Genomic DNA, 20,847 nt, shown 5'->3' on the forward strand with positions numbered 1-20,847 from the left:
CAGGGCTTCGGTTTTTATTTTGGCGTCTATCCGATTGTTCGTTTGAGTTCCGATTTTGACTGCTGCCTGCGCAATATAATCGCGCGCAGTGATGTCTGCGGAGCGGACTAAGGCCGCGATCTCCGAATCCAGCCCCACCTCCTCAAGCGACCGGCGCGTCCCTGTGCGGCGATACCTGCACCCGGCCGCCTGGTTCGTCATCCTCGTTGTTGCTGCGGCGCTGCGCTTCCACGACCTCAACTGGGACCAGAGCCAATACAACCACCCGGACGAGCGCCACGTGACGAACGTCATCTCGGCATTACAGATGCCGAGCAGTCTAGGGGAATACCTCGATCCGGCTCAGTCGCCGCTCAACCCCTACAACAATCGGCAGAGTTGGGTGTATGGCACGCTGCCGCTGTTCGGCGGACGGGCGGTTGCTGAGTTCCTCGATCAGGGCTGTGCGCCGACAAAAGCTGCTGTCCCTGCGCTGCTGGGGCGGTTGCTCTTCGGCGCGGCTGCCGCCGATTGTTCGCAGGGCTTCTTCACCGGCTATGAGCACATCCGGCTGGTTGGGCGCTTGCTCTCCATGCTGGCCGATACGCTTACCGTGCTGATTGTGTACCTCACGGGCCGGCGACTGTTCGGCTGGCGCGTCGGCCTGCTGGCTGCGGCGTTCAGCGCCCTGGCCGTGCTGCAAATCCAGCACAGCAAATTCTTCGTCGTCGAGAGCGCGTTGACGATGTTCGTCGCGGCGTGCCTCTATTTCTGCGCGCGGCTTGCGACGATGCAGATCAATTCCCGGCGCAGGGCGTATGCGCTATGGGCCAACGCTGCGCTGGCCGGCCTGTGCTCTGGCCTAGCCGTCGCCAGCAAGATCAGCGCCTGGCCGACGGCGGCGCTGACCGTGGTCGCCATCGCAGTAGCCATGATGCGCGATCGTCGCGCTACCGGCCCGGCCGTGCTCACCGCGCTGGCCGCCGTGGCGATAGCGGGATCGACCGCCTTTGCCGGCTTTCGGCTGACGCAGCCCTACGGCTTTGTTGGCAACAGCGAGGTCGAGTGGGCCTATACCATCCGCGCCTGCGAAACGCTGACCGATCCCGAACAGTTCCACATTTGCCAGCAGACGCCGCCGATGCCCGAAACCCTGGCGCGCCTTGTCGAGCGCATCCCGGCGTTCCTTCGCCCGATCATCGCGCCGTCGGCGCGCTGGATCGCCGAGTTGCAGTTTGCCGCAGCGCAATCCTCAGGCGCTGCCGATCCGCCGTGGGGCTGGCAGTGGGCCAATCGCGCGCCGATCCTCTTTCCGCTCACCAACATCGTGTTCTATGGGCTGGGCGTGCCGCTGGGGGCGACCGCCGTGATCGGCGCGTTCTACCTGCTCAGCCGGCTGCTGCGCGGCCGGCGCCGGTATGCCTATCTTGTGCCGGCGCTGTGGATCTTCGGTTTCTTTCTGTATCAGGGCACGCAGTTCGTCAAATCCCTCCGCTACCAATTGCCGATCTACCCCATGCTTTGCATCGCCGCCGCAGTCGTCTTGGTGGCGCTGTGGAGAAGCCAGGGGGCGGGGGCCGGGGAGCGGGAGTTGGGAGTCGGGGGTCGGAAGTGGGCGTTGCCGAGTCCCCTTTCTCGATTCCCGATTCTCAACTCTCAATTCCTCATCGCGCTCGTGCTCGCCGGCGCGCTGACGTGGGCCCTGGCGTTCATGCGCATCTACGATGGCGAACTGACGCGCACCGAGGCGTCGCGCTGGATCTATGCGCACGTGCCGACGGCGCTGACGCTCTCGGGGGACGCCGCCGGCCAACCGCGCCAGGTGCAACTGCCGATCAAGGACATCGCGCTGCAGCCGGGCGAGCCTTTCGTCGCGACGGTTCGTGTGAGCGCGCAGGCCGATGGCGTCGGCGCACCGTTGCAGCGGCCGCGTTTCACGCTGAACTACGTGGAGGGCGAGGGATTAGTCCAGGTGCGGCTGTTGGAAGCGCCGACTCAGGCCGAGCTGGGCGTAGCCCGGCAACACATCGGCCCCGCTGCGTCCACCATCGCGTTCAATGGCGTCGCGATCGAGCCTGACGCCGACTACACGCTCGAGCTGACGCTGCTGGACGGCGACAGCATACGCGCGCGCACCAGCGTCATCGCCAACCAGCACTTCGACGAAGGCATCCCCTTCCGCATCGAGGGCAAGGACGGCTTCGGCTGGTATTACCGCGGGCTGAGCAGCACCCCGTGGGGCGATATGCCGGTGTACAACGAAGACGATCCGGCCAAGTATGAGATGTTCCTGCGCGCCCTCGACGAGGCAGATTACATCGTGCTGAACAGCAACCGGCACTACGGGTCGGTGGCGCGCTTGCCCTGGCGCTTCCCGATGACGAACGCCTACTACCGCGCGCTGATGGGTGGTGAGCTGGGCTTCGCGCTAGTCGCCGATTTCTACCGCTTCCCGCGCATCGGCCCATTCGTCTTCAACGACCAGGAGATGCCGCAGCGACTGGTGCGCCCGGAGGGCGTGCAGGGCACACCGCCGGGCATCGAAGTGCCTTATCCGAAGGCTGAGGAGGCGTTCTCGGTCTACGACCACCCACGGGTGTTGATCTTCCAGAAGACGCCGGCGTATTCCTCTGCGCTCGTCGCGCGCGCCCTCAGCCCCTACGTGGATGTGCGCACGGTGCGCCAGACCGCCTTTCAGGCCAGCAATACGCCAGGCGGCCTGCTGCTCGACCAGCACATGCGCGAAGCGCAACAGGCCGGCGGCACATGGCGCGAACTCTTCCCACGCGCTTCGCCGCTGAATCAGTCGCCGTTGCTCGCCATCTTGGCCTGGCTGGCGCTGATCGAGGCGCTGGGCGTCGCGGGGTTCATGGTGCTGGCGGCGGTGACGAAGAGGCCAGAGTCAAGAGGCCAGGGGCCAGACGCAGGACGCAGGACGCAGGACGATCCTGCCTCTCACGTCTGGCGTCTTGCGTCGCTCGTGGACGGCGGCTATGCGTTCGCGAAGGTCTTCGGCCTGTTGATCACTTCGTTCGTCGCCTGGTGGCTGGCCGGCTTGCGCATCGCGCCGTTTACTTCGAGCATGATCTGGGCGATCGTCGTCGCTTTTGTGGCGGTCGCGTTGACGGTCGGCCATCTCAACCGCAACGCCATCATCACGCTGGTGCGCGCGCGGTGGTCGGTGCTGCTCGTCGGCGAAGCGCTGTTCGTGACCGCCTTCGTGCTCTTCTTGCTTGTGCGCATAGGTAACCCTGACCTGTGGCATCCGTTCTTCGGCGGCGAGAAGCCGATGGACTTCGCCTACCTCAATTCAGTGTTGAAGGCGACGTACTTCCCGCCGCAAGACCCGTGGTTTGCCGGCGGGGCGATTAACTACTACTACTATGGCTTCGTCATGGTCGGCGCGCCGATCAAGGCGCTGGGCATTGACCCGGCCGTCGCGTATAACCTCGTCATCCCTACGCTATTCGCCATGACTGCCTGCGGCGCGTTCGGCCTGGGCGCGTCGTTTTACGCGGCGCGCAGCAATGGCGATGCGCCCGCGCTCCGGCGCGCCGTCGCTGCCGGTCTGATCGCCGCGACCTTCGCCGTCTTCATCGGCAACGGCGACCAGATTCGCGTGGTCGGCCCGGCGTGGCAAAAGCTGGGCGGGATCGAGCAGGGCGTCGCTGCGCCGGTGGCTTTTGCGACCGGCCTGCTCAAGTGGCTGGGGGGAGCGCCGCTGCCCATTGCGCCTTGGTGGCCATATTGGAACCCGACTCGTCCGGCGCCCGAGGTGATGATCGCCGAGTTCCCGCTCTTCACCTTCCTCTATGCTGACCTGCACGCGCACATGATGGCGATGCCTCTGGCCTATCTGGCGCTGGCATTTGGGCTGGCGTTCGCCGCCGGCGCGCGCCATAGGTCGGCCATCGTCCTCGGCGCAGTATCGGTGGGCATGCTGTGGCCGACGAATTCATGGGACTATCCCCCCTACCTGCTGCTGGTCGGCGCCGGCTTGGTGTTGGGGCGGATTGAATCCGATGAAGGCGAGAGACTCGGCTGGCGCCGGCCGCTGCGCGCGGCCGGCCAGGCGCTGCCGACTGTCGTCGCCTTCGTCGCGCTCACCCGTCTGGCGATGGCGCCGTATTTGGTGAACTACGGCTCGGCCTACAACGAGGTTGATCCCTGGAGCGGCGACCGCACGCGGCTGGAGACCTACATCACGATCTACGGCCTGTTCCTCATCCCGATCGGCTTCTACTTGCTGCGTGGGCTATTCGTCGAGGGACGGACGCCGCGCATCATACTGGGCGCAGCGACGGTCTTCGGCTGCGCGATCGGCGCGTTGCTGGCGCTTGGTGAAGCGCCGATCGCCCTGATCGCTGCGCCCGTGATGTTGCTGGCGTTGGCATCCGCCTGGCTGCCGGGTCGCTCGTCGCCCACGCGCCTGCTGTGGCTGATGACGGCGGGCGCCTTCGCGCTCACCCTCTTCGTCGAGCTGTTCACGCTGCGCGGCGACATCGGGCGCATGAACACGCAGTTCAAGTTCTACATCCAGGCCTGGCTGATGTTGAGCGTCTCAGCAGCAATTGCGCTGGTCTGGTCGGTTGAGGCGCTGTTTGCCGGCGGACGGGCAACCGCACACCCTCTCCCACAGGCCTTCTGGCGGGTGGCTTTCACAGCAGCCTTCGCCGTCGCGTTCTTCCTGGCGATGCTCTACCCGGTCTTCGCCATCCCGGCCAAGGTGGACGACCGCTACGTGCGCACGGCGCCGCGCGGCTTGGACGGCATGGCCTACATGCCATACGCGATGCGCAACGAGGAGTTCGCCGGCCGTCAGGCCGAGTTCCCGTTGCGGCATGACTACGATGCCATCCGCTGGATGCAGGACAACGTCGCAGGCTCGCCGACGATCATCGAGGAAGGCGCCGCCGGCGGGAATCAGTATCGCTGGAGCGCGCGCTTCTCGATCTACACCGGTCTGCCGACCGTCGTCGGCTGGGAATGGCACCAGCGACAGCAACGCGCAGCGCTTGGCGCGCCGGTCGTCGAAGACCGCGTTGCCGACGTGCGCGAGTTCTACAGCACGACCGACATCGAGCGGGCGCGTCTGCTGCTGCGCCGCTACGATGTGCGCTACGTGATCGTGGGCGAGATGGAGCGGCTGTACAACGACTCGGCCGGCTTCGACAAGTTCGAGGCGATGGTCGAGGCCGGTGACCTGCGTATCGCTTATCAGAATCCGGGAGTCGCGATCTACGAAGTTGTGCCGCACACTATCCCGATGATGGGAGCAAGTGCGCGCTAGTCCGGCCAGTTGGCGCGCCGGCGCTGGGCCTTGCGCCCCGCAGAGGCGAGGCGAAGCCATCTGCGATCGTCTATGCTTAGCGATGCGTATGCGCCATGGGCGGGTCAGGCTCGCGCGCGTGATGGGCAGATCGTCGCCTGCGAAGGTGGAATCACGATGAGCACAGCCAATGACAACTCGATCAAAATCGTCGCGTCCAATCGTCGGGCGACCTTCGACTATGCGCTCGAGGAGCGGTTCGAGGCGGGGATCGTCTTGACCGGAGGGGAGATCAAGTCGGTGCGGGCGGGCAAAATGGATTTGCGCGATGCGTTCGTGCAAATCCGCGACGGCGAAGCGTGGTTGCTCAACGCTTACATTCCGACCTACGATCTCGCCACCGGCTTTGCGCGCACAGCAGCGCAGGACGGCGAACGCCGCGACCGCAAGTTGCTGTTGCACAAAAAGGAGATCCTCGAACTGGCGCGCGGCATCGAGCGCAAAGGCTACACCGCCATCGCCACCAAAGTGTATCTCAAGCGCGGACGCGCAAAAGTCGAAGTCGCGCTGGCGAAGGGCAAGAAGCTGTATGACAAGCGACAAGCCGTGGCCAAACGCGACGCCGACCGGGATATTCAACGCGCTCTGCGCGAGCGATACTAAGCCTGTTCTGGGAAGAAACCAGCCTCTCGCAAGCCGTTGACCCGCGACCTGCCACTGGCGCGGCGACGGCGAACGCGGCTGCCAACCTGACGCCGCCGGTATATGCGCTGATCGCGAGCGCTGTCCAGCCATCCGGCGCCGACGCTCCCCAGGCGGTGGTATGTGTCGCGCCGAAGACCCGCTCGCGGCTGCAGCGACTACATCGCCCCGCACAGCCGCCTCCGCGTCAGGGCGTGTATAGGTCAGCGTGACCGCGCAAGCCTTACTGCGGCGCGGCCGTTGCTGGCGCCGACGTCGCCGGTGCGCCGGTCTGCTGAGGACGGATGAGCATCACCGGGGTCTTCGCGCCGCGCACGACCTTTTCGGCCACGCTGCCGAGCAACCAACGCTCCATGCCGCTGCGGCCATGTGTGGACATGACGATTAGGTCGGCGCCCACTTCCTCTGCGCGGTCGAGGATCGCATCGGCGACCGGCCCTTCGCGCACTGCCGTCGTCACTGTGACCGAGGTGGCTGCCTGTAACCCGGTGGCTACTTTTTGCAGATACTCCTCACAGTGCGCGCGGTCGCTATCGTAGAGGCTGGCGAGCGTGGCCGGATCGTTGACGTAGACGTAGCTCGACGGATGCACGGCGATGCGCAACAGCTCGATGTGCCCGCCGGAGCATTCGGCCAGCATCTGCGCATAGGGTAGAGCGCCTTCGGCGAAGCGCGAGCCGTCCAGCGGCACCAGGATCTTCTTGAAGGCCAGAGGGGCGTTTGACATATCTGCCTCCTAACAGGCGCGCAAGCGCGCTGCCCATTGTTTGTAGCTTAAACGAAGTCAACAATCGGCGCAACGGATAAAAGAGCAGGCCGGCCCTGTGCGAGCAGTCAGGTCGCCGGCCTCAGCTCAGGTAGCTGTTCAACTTCCCCAGTCTTCCTAAAGTGGCAGCCGCGGCTAGCAGTGCGGGAGAGTGTATGGGCGGTGAGCTTTACCACTCCGTATAATCGCCGCGTATGACGAAGCGCATCGTGGCGCTGGTGGATGATTTGTTCTTTCAACAGCCCATTGCGTCGGCAGCACAGCGGCTGGGCTATGCGGTCGAGTTCGCTGAGCCGACGAATGACGTGGTGGCCTACCTCGTCGCGCGGCAGCCGCGGCTCATCGTTGTTGACCTGAACGTGAAATCGTTAGACTGGGAGGGCTGGGTGATGGCGGCCAAGACCAGTCCGGCGACGCGCAAGATGCCCGTCCTCGCCTTCGGCTCGCATACCGACGCAGCTCGCATCGCGCGGGCGCGCAAGGCCGGCTGCGATGCCGTGGTCAGCAACGGCGCATTCATGGCTCACCTGGCCGACATGATTCAAACGCACGCTCGGCCGGACGAGAGCGAGGCGCTGCTCCGCCAGGCCCAGGAGCCGTTGCCCGAACTCGCGCGGCAGGCCATCGCGCAATTCAATGCCGGCGAGTTCTGGGAGCAGCACGAGACGTTCGAGACGGTCTGGCGGGCCGAACCCGGGCCGGTGCGGCAGATGTATCAGGGCATCCTGCAGGTCGGTGTGGCCTACTACCAGATTCAGCGCCGCAACTACGACGGTGCGCGCAAGCTCTTTCAACGCGCCTGGCAGTACCTCAGTGTGCTGCCCGATGTGTGCCAGGGCGTGGACATCGCCCAACTGCGCGCCGATGCGCAAGCCGCGCTGGCCGAATTGGAGCGGCTGGGGCCGGCGCGCATCGCCGAATTCGATCCGGCGCTCTTTAAGCCCATCCGCCTGGTCTCACTCGGCCATCCCGTTTCTTAGCCAAGCAGGGAGCGCCGAAATCCACCGCCGAGGCGCTTCCCACAATCTACTTTGGAATCGTTCCACATGCCCTACGACTTCTCGAACAAGATCGCCCTCATCACCGGCAGCGGCCGCGGCATCGGCAAGGCCACGGCGCTGCACTTCGCCCGCCTAGGGGCCGACATCGTCGTGAATTACCTGCGTAAGCAAAGCGCCGCCGAGGAAACCGCGCAGGAGATCGAGGCACTCGGCCGGCGTGCATTGGTCGTCAAGGCCGATGTTGGCGATCCCGACGACATCGAGCGCCTGTTCGACGTCGTCGAGCGGGAATGGGGCGGCCTCGATTTCCTCATCAACAACGCGGCGTCGGGATATATCAGGCCGATTGCCGAGCAGAAGGTGAAGGGCTGGGACTGGACGATGAACATCAACGCGCGGGCGGCGCTGTTCACCGCGCAGCGCGCCGCGCCGTTGATGCACAAACGCGGCGGCGGCGCCATCGTCAACGTCAGCAGCATCGGCAGCGGGCGCACCTTGCCCGACTACGTGGTGATCGGCGCGTCGAAGGGCGCGCTGGAAGCCGTCACACGCTACTGCGCCGTCGAGTTCTCGCCGCTGAACATCGTGGTGAACTGCGTCGCGCCGGGCATCATTCACACCGACGCGTTGCAGTTCTTCAAAGACAGCGACCTGATGCTGAAGCTGGCGCGCGAGCGCACGCCCGCCGGCCGGCTGGTTGAGCCGGAGGACGTCGCCAAGCTGATCGCCTTCCTGTGCAGCCCCGATGCATTCATGATCCGTGGCCAGGTGATCTGGATTGACGGCGGCTGGAGCATTGACGTCGGCCGCCAGTGGACGAGTTGACGTTGCCGCGCCATGTCAGGCGTGCCGATTGCGTTTGCGCTCATCCTCGTCGCGATCGCGTTGCTGGTCATCGCCCGCCGGCTGCGCCTCCGCAGCGGCCTGCCCGCCGGCCGGGTGATCTACAGCGACATCGGCGCCTGGCAGCGCAATGAACGGGTGTTGTTGTCGCCCACATACGGCATCGCCGGCAAGCCTGACTATTTGGTGCGCGCCGGCAATGACATTGTGCCGGTCGAGGTGAAATCGTCGCCTGCGCCGGCCCGGCCATGGCCTTCGCACGTGTTGCAACTGGCCGCCTACTGCCTGCTGGTCGAGGAAGCGCTCGACGCGCGCGTCACGCAAGGCATCATCCAGTATGCCGACAAGCGATTTATCGTGGACTATACGCCGGCGCTCAAGGCCGAGTTGCTGCGCGTGGTGGGCGAAATGCGCTGCGCCTTGCGTGAAGGCGACGCGCATCGCAGTCACGACGAGCCGAGCCGCTGCGCCCGCTGTGGCGCGCGCACGGCATGCGATGAGCGGTTGTGAACCCCATCGCTGCCGGCAGACGAGCATCGTGGATATCGCGGATACAGAAGGGGGTAAGCGCCTGGCTAGTGGGGGCGTTGGTATCATCCTACTCTCAGCGAAGTGCTTACAATCACAGAAGATGATCCTTCGATGATCTGGTGAGGAGCGGACGGCTATGAACACGACGATTTGGATGCGCGCCCTGCGTGGCGTACCGAGACTTGGCCGTGATGAGTGGCGCGCGCTGGACGCAGTCGCAAAATGGCTGATCGCCACGCGCTCGGCCGTGCTGATCATGACGTTGATCTCGTCGGCCATCGCCGGCATTTTCGCCGTGCGCGCCGGCAAATTTGACTTTTGGCTGTGGGCGTTGGTGACGGTCGGCTTAATGATGGCGCATGCGACCAACAACCTGCTGAACGATATGACCGACTACGCCAAGGGCGTGGACAAGGGCAACTATTACCGCGCGCAGTACGGCGTGCAGCCGCTGGAGGCCGGCTTCTGGACGATGAAAGATGCCTGGCGCTACGCGATCGTCACCGGCAGCATCGCCGCGCTGTGCGGCCTGGCCTGTGTGCTCATGCGCGGCGGGTTGACGTTGCCGCTGATGCTGGCCGGCGCATTCTTTGTGCTGGCCTACACCTGGCCGCTCAAGTATGTCGGCCTGGGCGAGATCGCCGTGCTGCTGGTGTGGGGGCCATTGATGATCGGCGGCGGCTACTACGTGATCGCTGGTGAATGGGATTGGAACGTCGTGCTGGGCGGACTGCCCTATGCGCTGGGCACGACCATGGTGATCTTCGGCAAGCACATTGACAAGCGCGCGTCGGATAAAGAAAAGCGCATCTTTACGCTGCCGGTGATCCTGGGCGACCGCCTGTCGCGCGCCGTCGCCATCGGCTGCATGGTGCTGCAGTATGTGCTGGTGATCGGGCTGATCATCGCCGGCTTCTTTACCCCCCTCATGCTGGTGGTGTTGTTGGCGCTGCGGGTGTTCGCGCTGACCTTCCGCATGTTCCAGAAGCCCAAGCCAGCGGAGAAGCCGGACTGGTTCCCCGCCGACGCCTGGCCGACCTGGCTGGCGGCTTTCGCCTTCTACCACAACCGGACGTTCGGCCTGCTATTCCTGCTCGGCTTGATCGTCGAGACGGCGCTGCGCGCAGCCGGCATCATCGCTTAATCAGCCTATCGGGTGGGCAAAAGCGCATCGCCCTCGCCCACCCACGCACAGCCTCACATCGAGATCCGCTCGCCGCCGTCCACGACGATCACGGCGCCGTTGATGCGCTCGATCTCCGGGTCGCACAGCGCGCGGATGGTGACGGCGACATCGCGCGGGGTGGTGAGCCGACCGGTGGGGTTGCGGCGCATAGCGATAGCCACGATTTCATCGTTGCCAGGGATCTTGCGCAGCGCCGGCGTATCGGTCACGCCGGCCATAATGCAGTTCACCATCACGCCGTGTTTGCCCAACTCTAGGGCGAGCTGGCGGGTGTGGCTCTCCAGCGCGCTCTTGGCCGCGCTCACCGCGCCGTAGGTTCGGAACACCTCTTCGCTGCCGGCGCTGGTCATGCTGAACACCCGGCTGCCCCGACCCAGCAAGTTGGCGTGCCACAAATCCTGCACCCAATACACCAGGCTATTGGCCATCACATCCAGCGTCATCTCCAGTTGCGTCTGCGTGAGCTGATGTTCGGCGTCGGGGCCGATAAACGGCTGCAGCGAGCCGAAGGCGACCGAGTGCATCACCATATGCAACTTGTCTTCGCCAAGCCATGCCTTGATCTGCGCGACAGCGTCGCTGCGCTTTTCGGCGTTGGCGATGTTCATGTTCAGGTAGTGCACTTGCACGCCGCATGACTCGATCTGCCCGACCAGCTCCTTCACCGCTTCCAATGCCGGCCCACGGTCGAGGTGCAAGCCGATGATGTTGACGCCGTACCTCGCCAGCTCCAGCGCCGTCGCCGCGCCGAAGCCCGACGACGCACCTAAGATCAGCGCCCATTTGCCTTTCAAATCTTCTTGTGCCATGGCTTTCTTCCGTGAAGTGAATTCAGAAGACGCGCGGCGCGGCTTTGCCTTCAGCCCCTGCGCGTCTTTGTCGTTGCAGCATTCAGCCTTTCGCAAAACCGCCGAGCACACCGGCGACGTTCGCCCCGAGCGACTCAATCGCGTAGCCGCCCTCCATGATAAACACCGTGGGCAGCCGCAGTTGCGCCAGGCGCGCGCCGATGCGCGGGAAGGCATCGCCGGTTAGCGCGAAGTCGCCTAGCGGATCGTCGCCGAAGGTGTCCACGCCAAGCGAGACGACGAGGTAACGCGGCGCAAAATCGGCGATGCGCGCGCACGCTTCGTCGAGCGTCGCCAGGTAGCGCGCGTCGTCCGTGCCTGCCGGCAACGGATAGTTCCAGTTGAAGCCTTCCCCTTCCCCTTCGCCGCGTTCGTCGCTGCCGCCCATGAAGTAGGGATATTGCCGGTCAGGGTCGGCGTGCAGCGAGACGAAGAGCACATCGCTGCGTCGGTAGAAGATCGCCTGAGTGCCGTTGCCGTGGTGAAAGTCCACGTCGAGGATGGCGATCCGACGGCTCCCCACGCCCTGCGCTTGGCTCTCGGCTTTGGAAGCCGGGGGGCAGGAGTCGGGCGCAGGATGTTGAACTAAATATTCTGCTGCGATGGCGGCGTTGTTCAGGAAGCAGTAGCCGCCGCACAGATCGGCATGGGCGTGGTGGCCAGGCGGGCGACACAAGGCAAAGGCTGCGTGCGCCCCCTCGCGCACCAGCCGCGCGGCGGTCAACGCGCTCTGCGCCGACCAGTACGCCGCCGACCAGGTGTGCGCCGTGATCGGCGCGCTGAGGTCGAAGGCGTAGGCGCCGGCCTGTCCGCCAATCCCACTCGACCGGCGCAAGAAGCCGGGCTTATAGAACGTGTCGGGATATACGCCGTCGCGCGAACGTCCGGCGGCTACCCACTGTGCATAGGCTGACTGAAGATAGTCCAGGTAGCAGTCGGCGTGCACGGCGCGAATCGGGGCCAAGCCGAAGTCGTCCGGCGTGATTACCGGGCCGAGCTGCGTTTGGGCCAGCGCGTCGAGGATCATGCGCGGGCGGCGCGGACTCTCTAGGTAATCTACCCAAGCGCCATCGAGGAACTCGCGGGCCGGAGCATGTTCGAGCTGAGTCGGATGGAAGACGATCTGCATTTGCGCTGCTACGGCGCCCATAGCGGGCTAGAGTTTACCCATCTTGCCGGCCCAGCACCCGCGCCACTTCTTCGTGGCAGCGGCCGCAGCCGACTTCTGGCGCGCTCACCTCGGTGAGGTGCTTGGTGCATACGGCATAGACCACGACGCGCTCGCGCAACCCAAGCAACGACCGCGCCACTCTGCCTTCCAACGCCAAATGCGGACAGGCATTCTGGCGCAGGATGTCAGGGACAGGGCATACGTTGCAGTGGCTGGGGTGCCATTGTCCCCCTTCTGGATTACGGCCGATCAACCGGCACTCTTGCTTTTCGTTGCCGCGATGATAATCGGCGTAGTAGAACCGGCATTCTTTGCCGGCTGGCGTTTTCATTGGTGCGATTCTATACGTTGCCAAAGGTCGAACCCCGCTTCGAACGCGCGTTGCCACAAAGGGCGCACGTTAGCCGGCGCGCATGGCGGGCCAGCCGCCGGGGCGACGACGCCGTCGCAGTGGGCAGCCTCCATCGGCCAGCCGGCCGAATCTACCCGCCGCGCGAGGCCGGCGCTTCGTTTCGGGGAGTGTGCCGTCCACGCGATCTATGCGCCGGCGATTGCAGTGCTCTACGCCGGATCGCGCGTGTTGGCCGGGTGACTCATCGAGCGGAGGCCGGGCCACGCGCATAGGTCACAGCACTTGACAGATGCTGTCAACGAACCGCCGCGCGATGTCTTGCGGCCGGGTGATCGCGCCGCCGATGCACACGGCATGCGCGCCGAGCGTCATCGCGCGCGCTGCCTGATCGGGCAGATAGAAGCGCCCTTCGGCGATGATCGGCTTCGTCACGCGGCCGGCCAATTCGGCCACGAAGTCGAGGTCTGGGCCATCGGTCATCGGACGTCCGTGTGGCCAGGCATAGCCGGCCAGCGTCGTGCCGATGTAGTCCGCGCCGAGTGATTCAGCCAACAAGGCATCCGCGAGGCATGAGCAATCGGCCATCACCGGCTTGCCTAAGACGTTGCGAATGAAGGGGATCAAATCATCGAGCGTCGCACCGTCGGGACGAGGCCGCGGTGTAGCGTCCACGGCGATCACATCACAGCCGGCCTGGGCGATTGCCTCGGCGGCGGCGCGGTGTGGCGTGATGGACACCGGGCTATCCGACGTGCGTAGCTTCCACAGGCCGATGATCGGCAGACCCACCACTTGCCGAATGGCGGCGATGTCCTCCGGCCCGTTGGCGCGGATGGCCACGGCGCCGCCGACTTCGGCGGCGCGCGCCATGGCCGCCATCATCGGCGCGCCGAACAAGGGTTCTCCCGCCGAGGCCTGGCAAGAGACAATCAGCCCACGAGGGATCGCCGTCATAGCACGACCAGGTCATCCGCATGGATGAGCATCGGGGCATAGTTGTAGCCGAGGATCTTCTCGATTTGATCGGAACGCTTGCCGGCGATGCGGGAAGCGTCGCGCGCGCTGTAGCGCGTGATGCCGCGGGCGACCTCGCGCCCCTGCGCGTCGCGCACAGCGACGAACTCGCCGCGCTCGAACTCGCCCACGACGGTCTTCACGCCCACCGGCAGCAGGCTTTTGCCGCTCTTCAGGGCGCGTACCGCACCGTCGTCAGCCACGAAAGCGCCGCTGGTGCGCTCCGATAGGATCCAACGTTTGCGGCTCTCGATCTGCGTGACGACCGGCAAGAAGCGCGTGCCGACCGGCCGGCCGCCGATCGCATCCAGGATGACGTTCGGGCGTGCGCCCTGCGCGACGATCATGCTCGCCCCGGCGCGCGTCACCAACTCGGCGGCCTGGATCTTGGTGCTCATGCCGCCCACGCCCAGGCCGGTCTTGCTTCCGCCGGCCAGCGCGCGAATGCGGTCGTCAATCTCGCGCACTTCGCCGATCAGCGTCGCGCGCTTGTCCTTGCGCGGATCGGCGGTGAACAGCCCGTCTATATCGCTGAGGATCAGCAGCAGGTCAGCGTCCAGCACGTTCGTCACTAGTGCGGACAGGTTGTCATTGTCGCCCACGCGGATTTCCTCGGTCGTAACAGCGTCGTTCTCGTTGATGATGGGCAGAATGTCATGGTCGAGAATGGCCCGCAGCGTGTCGCGGGCGTTCAGATAGCGCCGCCGATCGCTGAGGTCGGCGCGCGTGAGCAGCACCTGCGCCACGCGCACATCGAACATGCCAAAGATTTGCTCCCAGAGCGCCATCAGGTGCGTCTGGCCGACGGCAGCCAGCATCTGTTTCTCCGGCAGCGGCAGTCGGCCGTTGCGCTTCTCCAGCCCCAGCCGCTCGCGCCCGGCAGCCATCGCGCCGGATGACACCAGCGCTACGCGCACCCCCTGTTCGCGCGCGCACACAATCTGCTGGGCGATCTCGAGCATGCGCCGGCGGTTCAGATGTGATGTGCCGGCGGTGAGCGTGCTGGTGCCGACTTTCACCACAAGCGTTTCGATGGCGGGCGTCGCGGTCACGCGCGGGATTATAGAATCGTGAGCGAAGTCCGCTGCAAGCGGGGGGAGTAAAGCACAAGTGGATTGACCAGTCCGCGCCAAGCCCGGGTTGAGCGATGCGCGCTGGGCTGCGGTCGCTGCCGATGTTGAAACGCTCGGCGTCGGCGGCGTCATCCGCGACATCATCGCCGTCAGCGCGCGCCCGATCGCCAACGCGGATGTGCTGTGCTTCGTGCCGCGTGCGCTCAGGCGTGATCGCCGGCATCGAGGACTACGGCAACAAGATGGGCATTCCTGCGACAAGCGGCGCGATGGCGTATGACGCCGGTGACGTCGCCAATCCGCTGGTGTATGGCGGCTGCGTTGGCATCGCGCCGGTGAACGCGCATCCACGCCCCCGCACTTTGTGCTCGCCGAACCGGTCACGCAGCGTCATCTCCAACGCTCCGCCCAAGCTGATCGGCGGGCGTAGCCCTGCCTCGCGACGCGACGGGGCGAGTAATCCCTACAGCGGCGCCTCGATCAACTCAGCACCTCATCCGCGTTGCACATCTCACGCCGTGAGCGCGCCGGGCGGCTCGACCGCATCGCGCGTGAGCGTGCGGATTCTGCTGGCCAGGACGGCGGCGTTTTTTGTATTGCCGCTGGCGCGCAAATCAAAATCCGCTCGCTAAACGCAACAGGAAGCCTGTAGCGGCCCCCCTGTTTGGCCCCGAAAATCGCTGCCTGTGCGGCCCGGCGTAGCGTTTGCCGAACGGTCATTTTGCCCTGGACATCGTGTGAACGACGAGGCAACCCATCGTTGCCGTGTATATTCACACGTATGGCAGCCGCACATGACCTCGGCCCGCTCCCGCACTGGGATCTTTCGAACGTCTTTCCCGCACTCGAATCGGACGAGCTGAACGCCGCGATTGCACGCTGCGATAACATGCTCGGCGAACTGGAAGGCTATCTCGATGCGCAGGGCATCGCGAAGGATGCGCCGCGCGCCGAAGATGACACCCTCCGCACGACGCTCGACGGTTATCTCGAACGCATGAACGACCTCGTCGCTTTGTATCACACCATCGGCAGCTACATCCGCGCATTCGTGACCACCGATTCGTTCAACCAGACGGCGCGGCGCATGTTGAGCGAGATTGAGCCGATGGGCGTGCGGCTACGTCAGATAGACGTGCGCGTCGGCGGCTGGGTCGGCGCCATCGCCGATGCGCTGCCGCGCATCACGGCGCAACCTGGGCCGGCGCAGGCGCACGCTTTTTACCTGCGCGAGACGGCCGAGCAAAGCCGCTACCTGATGAGCGATGCCGAGGAGTCGCTGGCTGCCGAGTTGAGCCTGAGCGGCGCGAACGCCTGGAGCAAGCTGCAGGGCACGATCACGTCGCAGTTGACGGTGGACTTCGCACGGGACGGCAAGGTCGAGAAGCTGCCCATGCCGGCGCTGATCAACCTGATGCAGCATGATCCCGATCCTGACGTGCGCCGGCGGGCCTACGAGGCGGAGATCGCCGCCTGGGAGACGGTGAAGGAGCCGCTGGCCGCGGCGATGAACGGCGTGAAGGGCGCGACGAGCACGTTGGACAGGCGACGGGGCCGGCGCGACCCCCTGCACGCCGCGCTCGATCATGCTCGGATCGACCGCGAGACGCTGGACGCGATGATGGGCGCGATGCAGGAAGCCTTCCCCATGTTCCGCAGATACCTGCGCGCAAAGGCCAAGCGGCTCGGCCACGCAGGCGGGCTACCCTGGTGGGACTTGATGGCGCCCGTGGGCCGGCGCGAGCGGACGTACACCTGGGACGAGGCGCGCGCGTTCATCCTAGAGCACTTCGCCGGCTTCAGCCCACGGCTGGAGCGTTTAGCGCAGCGTGCGTTCGATTCCTGTTGGATTGACGCCGAACAGCGGCCGGGCAAGCGCGCCGGCGCGTTCTGCATGGGCGTGCCGCTGGTCAAGGAATCGCGCATCCTGTGCAACTACGATGGCTCGCTCGACCAGGTGTTCACCATCGCGCACGAACTGGGCCACGCCTTCCACAACGAATGCATCTATGCCGCCGGCAAGACCGCGCTACAGTCCATCACGCCGATGACGCTGGCCGAGACCGCCTCGATCCTGTGCGAGACCATCGTCACCGATGCCGCGCTGGCCGAAGCGCAGAGCGCCGATGAAGAACTGGCCATCCTCGAAACCGACCTGATCGGCAAGACGCAGGTGATCGTGGACATCACCTCGCGCTACCTGTTCGAGCTGGAAGTGTTCCGGCGACGTGCGAAGGCGGAGCTGTCCGCCGACGAGTTGTGCGAGCTGATGCTGCGCTACCAGAAGGAGACCTACGGCGACGGGCTGGACGAGCGCTATCTGCACAAGTTCATGTGGACGTGGAAGCCGCACTACTACTTCGCCGGCCTGTCGTTCTACAATTTCCCCTATGCTTTCGGCCTGCTGTTCGGGCTGGGGCTATATGCCATCTACAAGCAGCGCGGGGAGGCGTTTGTGCCGGAGTACGAAGCGTTGCTGGCCAGCACCGGCGAGGACACCGCCGCCAACCTCGCGGCGCGCTTCGGGATTGACCTCCGCGATCGCGCCTTCTGGAAGCACAGCCTGGACCTCATCGGCGAGCGAATCGAACGCTACGTGAGCTTATAGGTCAAAAATCCTCCACATTGATGATCCGGCGCTTGACGCGGTTCTCCACCGCGCCGCTGAGGAAGAACAGAATCAGCACGTCCACCCAACCGACGAAGACCAGCGCCCCAACGGGCAACAGGTTCTCCGGCGAGAGGAAGCCGGTGGAGATCAAGCTGGCGAAGAGTTGAAGGATGAAGGCAATCATCACGACGGCGATGACCGTCGAGCCGATCGCGTTGCCCAACAGCACGCGCCGCTTCAGCCAGAACGGCAAGGCGGCCAATGACCCCAGCGCCACCGGCAACAGCATGTAGACCAGTCCCCACCAGACCAGATCGAGGATCGTGTCCATGGGGTGATTATCCACCGGCCCCGCGCATCGCTGGTATTGCCGCTACCGCCGCGACAACGCCGGCAATCACTTCGGCTGTTGGGTCAGTTGTGGGTTCAGACGACAAATTCCCCATCCACCATCACGCGCTCCACCTTCACGTGGAGGATCTCATCGGGCACGATGGCCGTCAGGTCGTGCGAGAGCACGGTCAGGTCGGCCAGTTTGCCCGGCTCGATCGAGCCAAGTTCATGCTCGCCGTAGCCGGCGTAAGCCGCGCCCATGGTATAGCCGTAGATCGCCTCTTCAACCGTCAGGCGCTGATCGGCATACCAACCGCCTGTAGGCGCACCGTCTTTGCGCTGGCGTGTGACCGCCGCGTGGATGCCGACCAGTGGATCGAACGTCTCGACCGGCGAGTCGCTCCCCAGCGCCAGCCGCGCGCCGCCGCTCAGCAAATCGCGGAAGGCATAAGCGTAGCGCCCGCGCCGGCCCCAGTAGCGATCCACCATGAACATGTCCTGCGTAGCGTGAATCGGCTGCACCGAGGCGATCACACCGAGTTGGCCGAAGCGGGCGACGTCGTCGGGGTGGAGCACCTGAGCGTGTTCGATGCGGTCGCGCAGCGGACGACGGATGGGGGACGGAGGGCGATCCCCCTGCCTCACCCGCGCATACGCATCCAAGACGGCGCGATTGGCGCGGTCGCCAATCGCGTGCGTGGTGACCGATAAGCCGTGCGCATGTGCTTTCGTTACCCACGCGACGAGCTGCTCCGGGTCACACACAGCGATGCCGTAGTTGTCCGGCTCGCCCTCGTAGGGTTCGATCATCCAGGCCGTGCGTGGGCCGAGCGCGCCATCGGCGAAGATTTTGATCCCACCGATGCGCAGCCAGGCGTCGCCGAAGCCGCTGCGCAGGCCGGCGGCGATGACCGCGTCGAGGTCTTCGACCGGCAACTGCTTGCAGATGCGCAGCGTGCTGCGCCCCCGTTCGCGCAGGCGCTGGTAGGTGTTGAACGTGCCGATGCCGCCTGCGCCATCCATGCAGTGCACGCCGGTCAGTCCGGCCACGTTCATGGCGCGCATGGCCGCTAGCGTCGCCTCTTCCTCCTGCTGGGGCGTGGGCGGGGGGATCACTCGCGCAACCAACGCCATTGCACTTTCGAGCAGCACGCCGCTGGGTTCGCCTTGCGCGTCGCGCACGATCTCGCCGCCGGCCGGGTCGGGCGTGTCGCGCGTGACGCCCGCGAGATGCAGCGCCAACGAATTGACCCACAGCGCATGCCCGCTCTTGGCGCGCAAGGCCACCGGATGCGCCTGGGTCGCTGCGTCGAGCTGCGCCGCTGTGGGGAACGGGTCGCCCCAGAGGGCTTGTTGCCAGCCCCAGCCTTGGATCCACTCGCCGGCCGGGGTATGTGCCGCGCGGTCGCGCACGCGGCGCGCGGCTTCCTCAACGCTGGGCGCCGCGTCCACATTCACACGCTGCATGGCAAAGCCGGTGTGCTCCAGGTGCAAATGCGCGTCAATCAGCCCCGGCAGCACGAACGCGCCGTGCATGTTCAGCCGCTGCATATCCGGCAGCCGGATGGCCTCGATGTCTTCATCGCTGCCGACGGCGAGGATGCGGTTGCCGGCGATGGCGATGGCCGAAGCGCGAGGCTGGCGCGGGTTGACCGTATAGACGCGGGCGTTGGTAAGTAGGAGATTCATCCTCGCTGGCGGGACTCCCTGAAGGCGCTCTCTCGGCGCTTTCGGGATTGTCTGCTGGATAACCCGCCCAGGATGCCGCGCACCAATGCGCCGGTTGAGCCGCCCAAAGACCGCGCGGCGCTTTTGGCAAACGCTTCGAACACCTCGCCGACGACCTTCTGACGCTCGCGGGCCTCGCGCTCGGCCTGGCGTTGGCGCTCGCGCTCCCAACGCTCCAGTTGCTTCGCTCGCATCGCCTCCTGCTTGGCCTGCGCGCGCGCTCGCCGTTCGGCCTCCTTGGCGGCCCTGGCTTCGGCTTCCTTCTGCGCTTCGAGCGCAGTGGCCTCGGCCGCAGCGCGCTCCACCTGCTTGGCCAACATCTCGTAGGCCGACTCTCGCTCCAGTGGCTTTTCGTAGTAACCGTAGACCAGCGAACTGGTGATGAGCTGCCGGCGCTGCTCCGGCGTGATGGGCCCGATCTGGCTGCGCGGCGGCACGATGAGCGCGCGTTCGACGACGCCGGGCATGCCCCTCTCGTCCAGGAAGGACACCAGCGCCTCGCCCACGCCCAGCTCGGTGATGGCCTGCTCGGTGTTGATCTTCGGATTGGGGCGGAAGGTGGTGGCGGCCGCGCGCACGGCTTTTTGGTCGCGCGGGGTGAACGCGCGCAGGGCATGTTGCACGCGGTTGCCCATCTGGCTCAGGATGACGTCGGGGATGTCAATTGGGTTCTGGGTGACGAAGAACACGCCGACGCCTTTCGAGCGGATGATGCGCACGACTTGCTCGATTTTGTCGAGCAGCGGCTTGGGCGCCGCGTCGAACAACAAGTGCGCTTCGTCGAAGAAGAAGAGCAACTTGGGCTTGTCCAGATCGCCGACCTCCGGCAGTTGTTCAAAGAGTTCGCTCAGCATCCACAACAGGAAGGTGGTGTAGAGCTTGGGCGATTGTAGCAGCCGGTCGGCGACGAGGATGTTGACCACGCCGCGGCCGTTCGCGTCGGTCTGGATCATGTCATACAGGTCGAGCGCCGGCGCCAGGCCGTGATGCAGGCCGACCGCGCGCAGTTGGCAGCGAATGACCTTCGGTCATCTCAGCGATGAGGTCCGGCTGGAAGGCGCTGGCCAGGCCGATGGGCTGGGGAAGATGGCACTCTGGCGCACCATCGCGTCGGGCACAGCATTCCTTGTGCAAGATGGCTGGGATGCCCAGCCAGGTCTCCTCGATGAAGAAGCGCTGAATCTGGTTGATGGCCTCGGCCAGCGCGTCGGGGGGCAGGGCAGCGCTTCCGCCGGTGCGGATGATCTGGCCGATGCCGTGGCGGAGATGCCGGCGCAACGAGCCAGGCCTCTTGCTCCTGCCCTTTTCACTCGCGTTCGGCGGGACGGTGGCTGTTAACGTGGGCTTCGTTGGAGGATTCATCCTTTGCTTCATCGGCGCGCGACGATTTCTGCGTTTCTTCACATTCTGAGTTCGTCGCCTCGTTGGGCGCCAGCGCAG

General features: G+C 65.3%; 17 protein-coding genes and 1 pseudogene. 8 read left to right on the forward strand and 10 right to left on the reverse strand.

Features of this window, described 5'->3' with window-relative positions; all coding sequences use genetic code 11:
• Positions 1–91: 91 nt before the first annotated feature.
• The gene (locus GXH28_RS01895; RefSeq protein WP_169237313.1) at positions 92–5,269 is read left to right on the forward strand and encodes a DUF2298 domain-containing protein; all 5,178 of its coding nucleotides are present in this window, start codon (positions 92–94) and stop codon (positions 5,267–5,269) included.
• 156 nt (positions 5,270–5,425) lie between these two features.
• Complete coding sequence (gene smpB / locus GXH28_RS01900) at positions 5,426–5,911, forward strand: SsrA-binding protein SmpB (RefSeq protein WP_169237314.1); 486 nt, start codon at positions 5,426–5,428, stop codon at positions 5,909–5,911.
• A gap of 262 nt (positions 5,912–6,173) precedes the next feature.
• Here the strand turns inward: smpB and GXH28_RS01905 are convergent, their stop codons facing one another.
• Complete coding sequence (locus GXH28_RS01905) at positions 6,174–6,677, reverse strand: universal stress protein (RefSeq protein ID WP_169237315.1); 504 nt, start codon at positions 6,675–6,677, stop codon at positions 6,174–6,176.
• Positions 6,678–6,910: 233 nt separating this feature from the next.
• On the opposite strand from GXH28_RS01905, the gene GXH28_RS01910 reads away from it, so the two are divergent.
• The 4 genes from GXH28_RS01910 to GXH28_RS01925 all read left to right on the forward strand — a co-directional run bounded on the left by GXH28_RS01910 (position 6,911) and on the right by GXH28_RS01925 (position 10,235).
• The gene (locus GXH28_RS01910; protein ID WP_169237316.1) at positions 6,911–7,696 is read left to right on the forward strand and encodes a DUF309 domain-containing protein; all 786 of its coding nucleotides are present in this window, start codon (positions 6,911–6,913) and stop codon (positions 7,694–7,696) included.
• 66 nt (positions 7,697–7,762) lie between these two features.
• A complete protein-coding gene (fabL, locus tag GXH28_RS01915; protein ID WP_169237317.1) occupies positions 7,763–8,542 on the forward strand; it encodes an enoyl-[acyl-carrier-protein] reductase FabL in 780 nt (259 codons plus the stop codon).
• 12 nt (positions 8,543–8,554) lie between these two features.
• The gene (cas4, locus tag GXH28_RS01920; protein ID WP_169237318.1) at positions 8,555–9,070 is read left to right on the forward strand and encodes a CRISPR-associated protein Cas4; all 516 of its coding nucleotides are present in this window, start codon (positions 8,555–8,557) and stop codon (positions 9,068–9,070) included.
• A 157-nt stretch (positions 9,071–9,227) separates the two neighbouring features.
• Positions 9,228–10,235 carry a prenyltransferase gene (locus tag GXH28_RS01925; protein ID WP_169237319.1) on the forward strand — a complete coding sequence of 336 codons (1,008 nt, stop codon included), beginning with the start codon at positions 9,228–9,230 and terminating at the stop codon, positions 10,233–10,235.
• Positions 10,236–10,288: 53 nt separating this feature from the next.
• On the opposite strand, the gene GXH28_RS01930 is transcribed toward GXH28_RS01925, so the two are convergent.
• The 5 genes from GXH28_RS01930 to proB all read right to left on the reverse strand — a co-directional run bounded on the left by GXH28_RS01930 (position 10,289) and on the right by proB (position 14,714).
• The gene (locus GXH28_RS01930; RefSeq protein ID WP_320447893.1) at positions 10,289–11,197 is read right to left on the reverse strand and encodes an SDR family oxidoreductase; all 909 of its coding nucleotides are present in this window, start codon (positions 11,195–11,197) and stop codon (positions 10,289–10,291) included.
• Positions 11,169–12,254, reverse strand: a complete 1,086-nt coding sequence (locus GXH28_RS01935; protein WP_169237457.1) for a histone deacetylase family protein — start codon at positions 12,252–12,254, stop codon at positions 11,169–11,171. Before GXH28_RS01935 ends, GXH28_RS01930 begins: the two co-directional genes overlap by 29 nt.
• 34 nt (positions 12,255–12,288) lie before the next feature.
• Positions 12,289–12,627, reverse strand: coding sequence for a hypothetical protein (locus GXH28_RS01940; RefSeq protein WP_169237320.1), 339 nt, complete (start codon positions 12,625–12,627; stop codon positions 12,289–12,291).
• Positions 12,628–12,921: 294 nt separating this feature from the next.
• Positions 12,922–13,602 carry an N-acetylmannosamine-6-phosphate 2-epimerase gene (locus GXH28_RS01945; RefSeq protein WP_169237321.1) on the reverse strand — a complete coding sequence of 227 codons (681 nt, stop codon included), beginning with the start codon at positions 13,600–13,602 and terminating at the stop codon, positions 12,922–12,924.
• Positions 13,599–14,714: a glutamate 5-kinase gene (gene proB / locus GXH28_RS01950; RefSeq protein WP_320447894.1), complete on the reverse strand. Its 1,116-nt coding sequence runs from the start codon at positions 14,712–14,714 to the stop codon at positions 13,599–13,601. Before proB ends, GXH28_RS01945 begins: the two co-directional genes overlap by 4 nt.
• A gap of 218 nt (positions 14,715–14,932) precedes the next feature.
• Between proB and GXH28_RS16925 the strand changes: the two genes are divergently transcribed.
• Positions 14,933–15,367 (forward strand): hypothetical protein, encoded by a 435-nt coding sequence (locus tag GXH28_RS16925; protein WP_169237323.1) that lies wholly within the window; start codon positions 14,933–14,935, stop codon positions 15,365–15,367.
• 149 nt (positions 15,368–15,516) lie between these two features.
• A complete protein-coding gene (locus GXH28_RS01960) occupies positions 15,517–17,343 on the forward strand; it encodes a M3 family oligoendopeptidase (RefSeq protein WP_169237324.1) in 1,827 nt (608 codons plus the stop codon).
• 1 nt (position 17,344) lies between these two features.
• Here the strand turns inward: GXH28_RS01960 and GXH28_RS01965 are convergent, their stop codons facing one another.
• The 4 genes and pseudogenes from GXH28_RS01965 to GXH28_RS01980 all read right to left on the reverse strand — a co-directional run bounded on the left by GXH28_RS01965 (position 17,345) and on the right by GXH28_RS01980 (position 20,781).
• Positions 17,345–17,677 carry a hypothetical protein gene (locus GXH28_RS01965; protein WP_169237325.1) on the reverse strand — a complete coding sequence of 111 codons (333 nt, stop codon included), beginning with the start codon at positions 17,675–17,677 and terminating at the stop codon, positions 17,345–17,347.
• A gap of 95 nt (positions 17,678–17,772) precedes the next feature.
• Positions 17,773–19,368 (reverse strand): amidohydrolase, encoded by a 1,596-nt coding sequence (locus GXH28_RS01970; RefSeq protein ID WP_169237326.1) that lies wholly within the window; start codon positions 19,366–19,368, stop codon positions 17,773–17,775.
• A pseudogene (locus tag GXH28_RS01975) lies at positions 19,365–20,381 on the reverse strand (helicase HerA-like domain-containing protein); the annotation flags it as partial. The pseudogene GXH28_RS01975 and the gene GXH28_RS01970, both read right to left, overlap by 4 nt.
• The gene (locus tag GXH28_RS01980; RefSeq protein WP_338140943.1) at positions 20,362–20,781 is read right to left on the reverse strand and encodes a glycoside hydrolase family 3 N-terminal domain-containing protein; all 420 of its coding nucleotides are present in this window, start codon (positions 20,779–20,781) and stop codon (positions 20,362–20,364) included. The gene GXH28_RS01980 and the pseudogene GXH28_RS01975, both read right to left, overlap by 20 nt.
• Positions 20,782–20,847 lie beyond the last annotated feature (66 nt).

Source organism: Candidatus Roseilinea sp. NK_OTU-006 (assembly GCF_012931985.1).
Lineage (GTDB): Bacteria > Chloroflexota > Anaerolineae > J036 > Brachytrichaceae > JAAFGM01.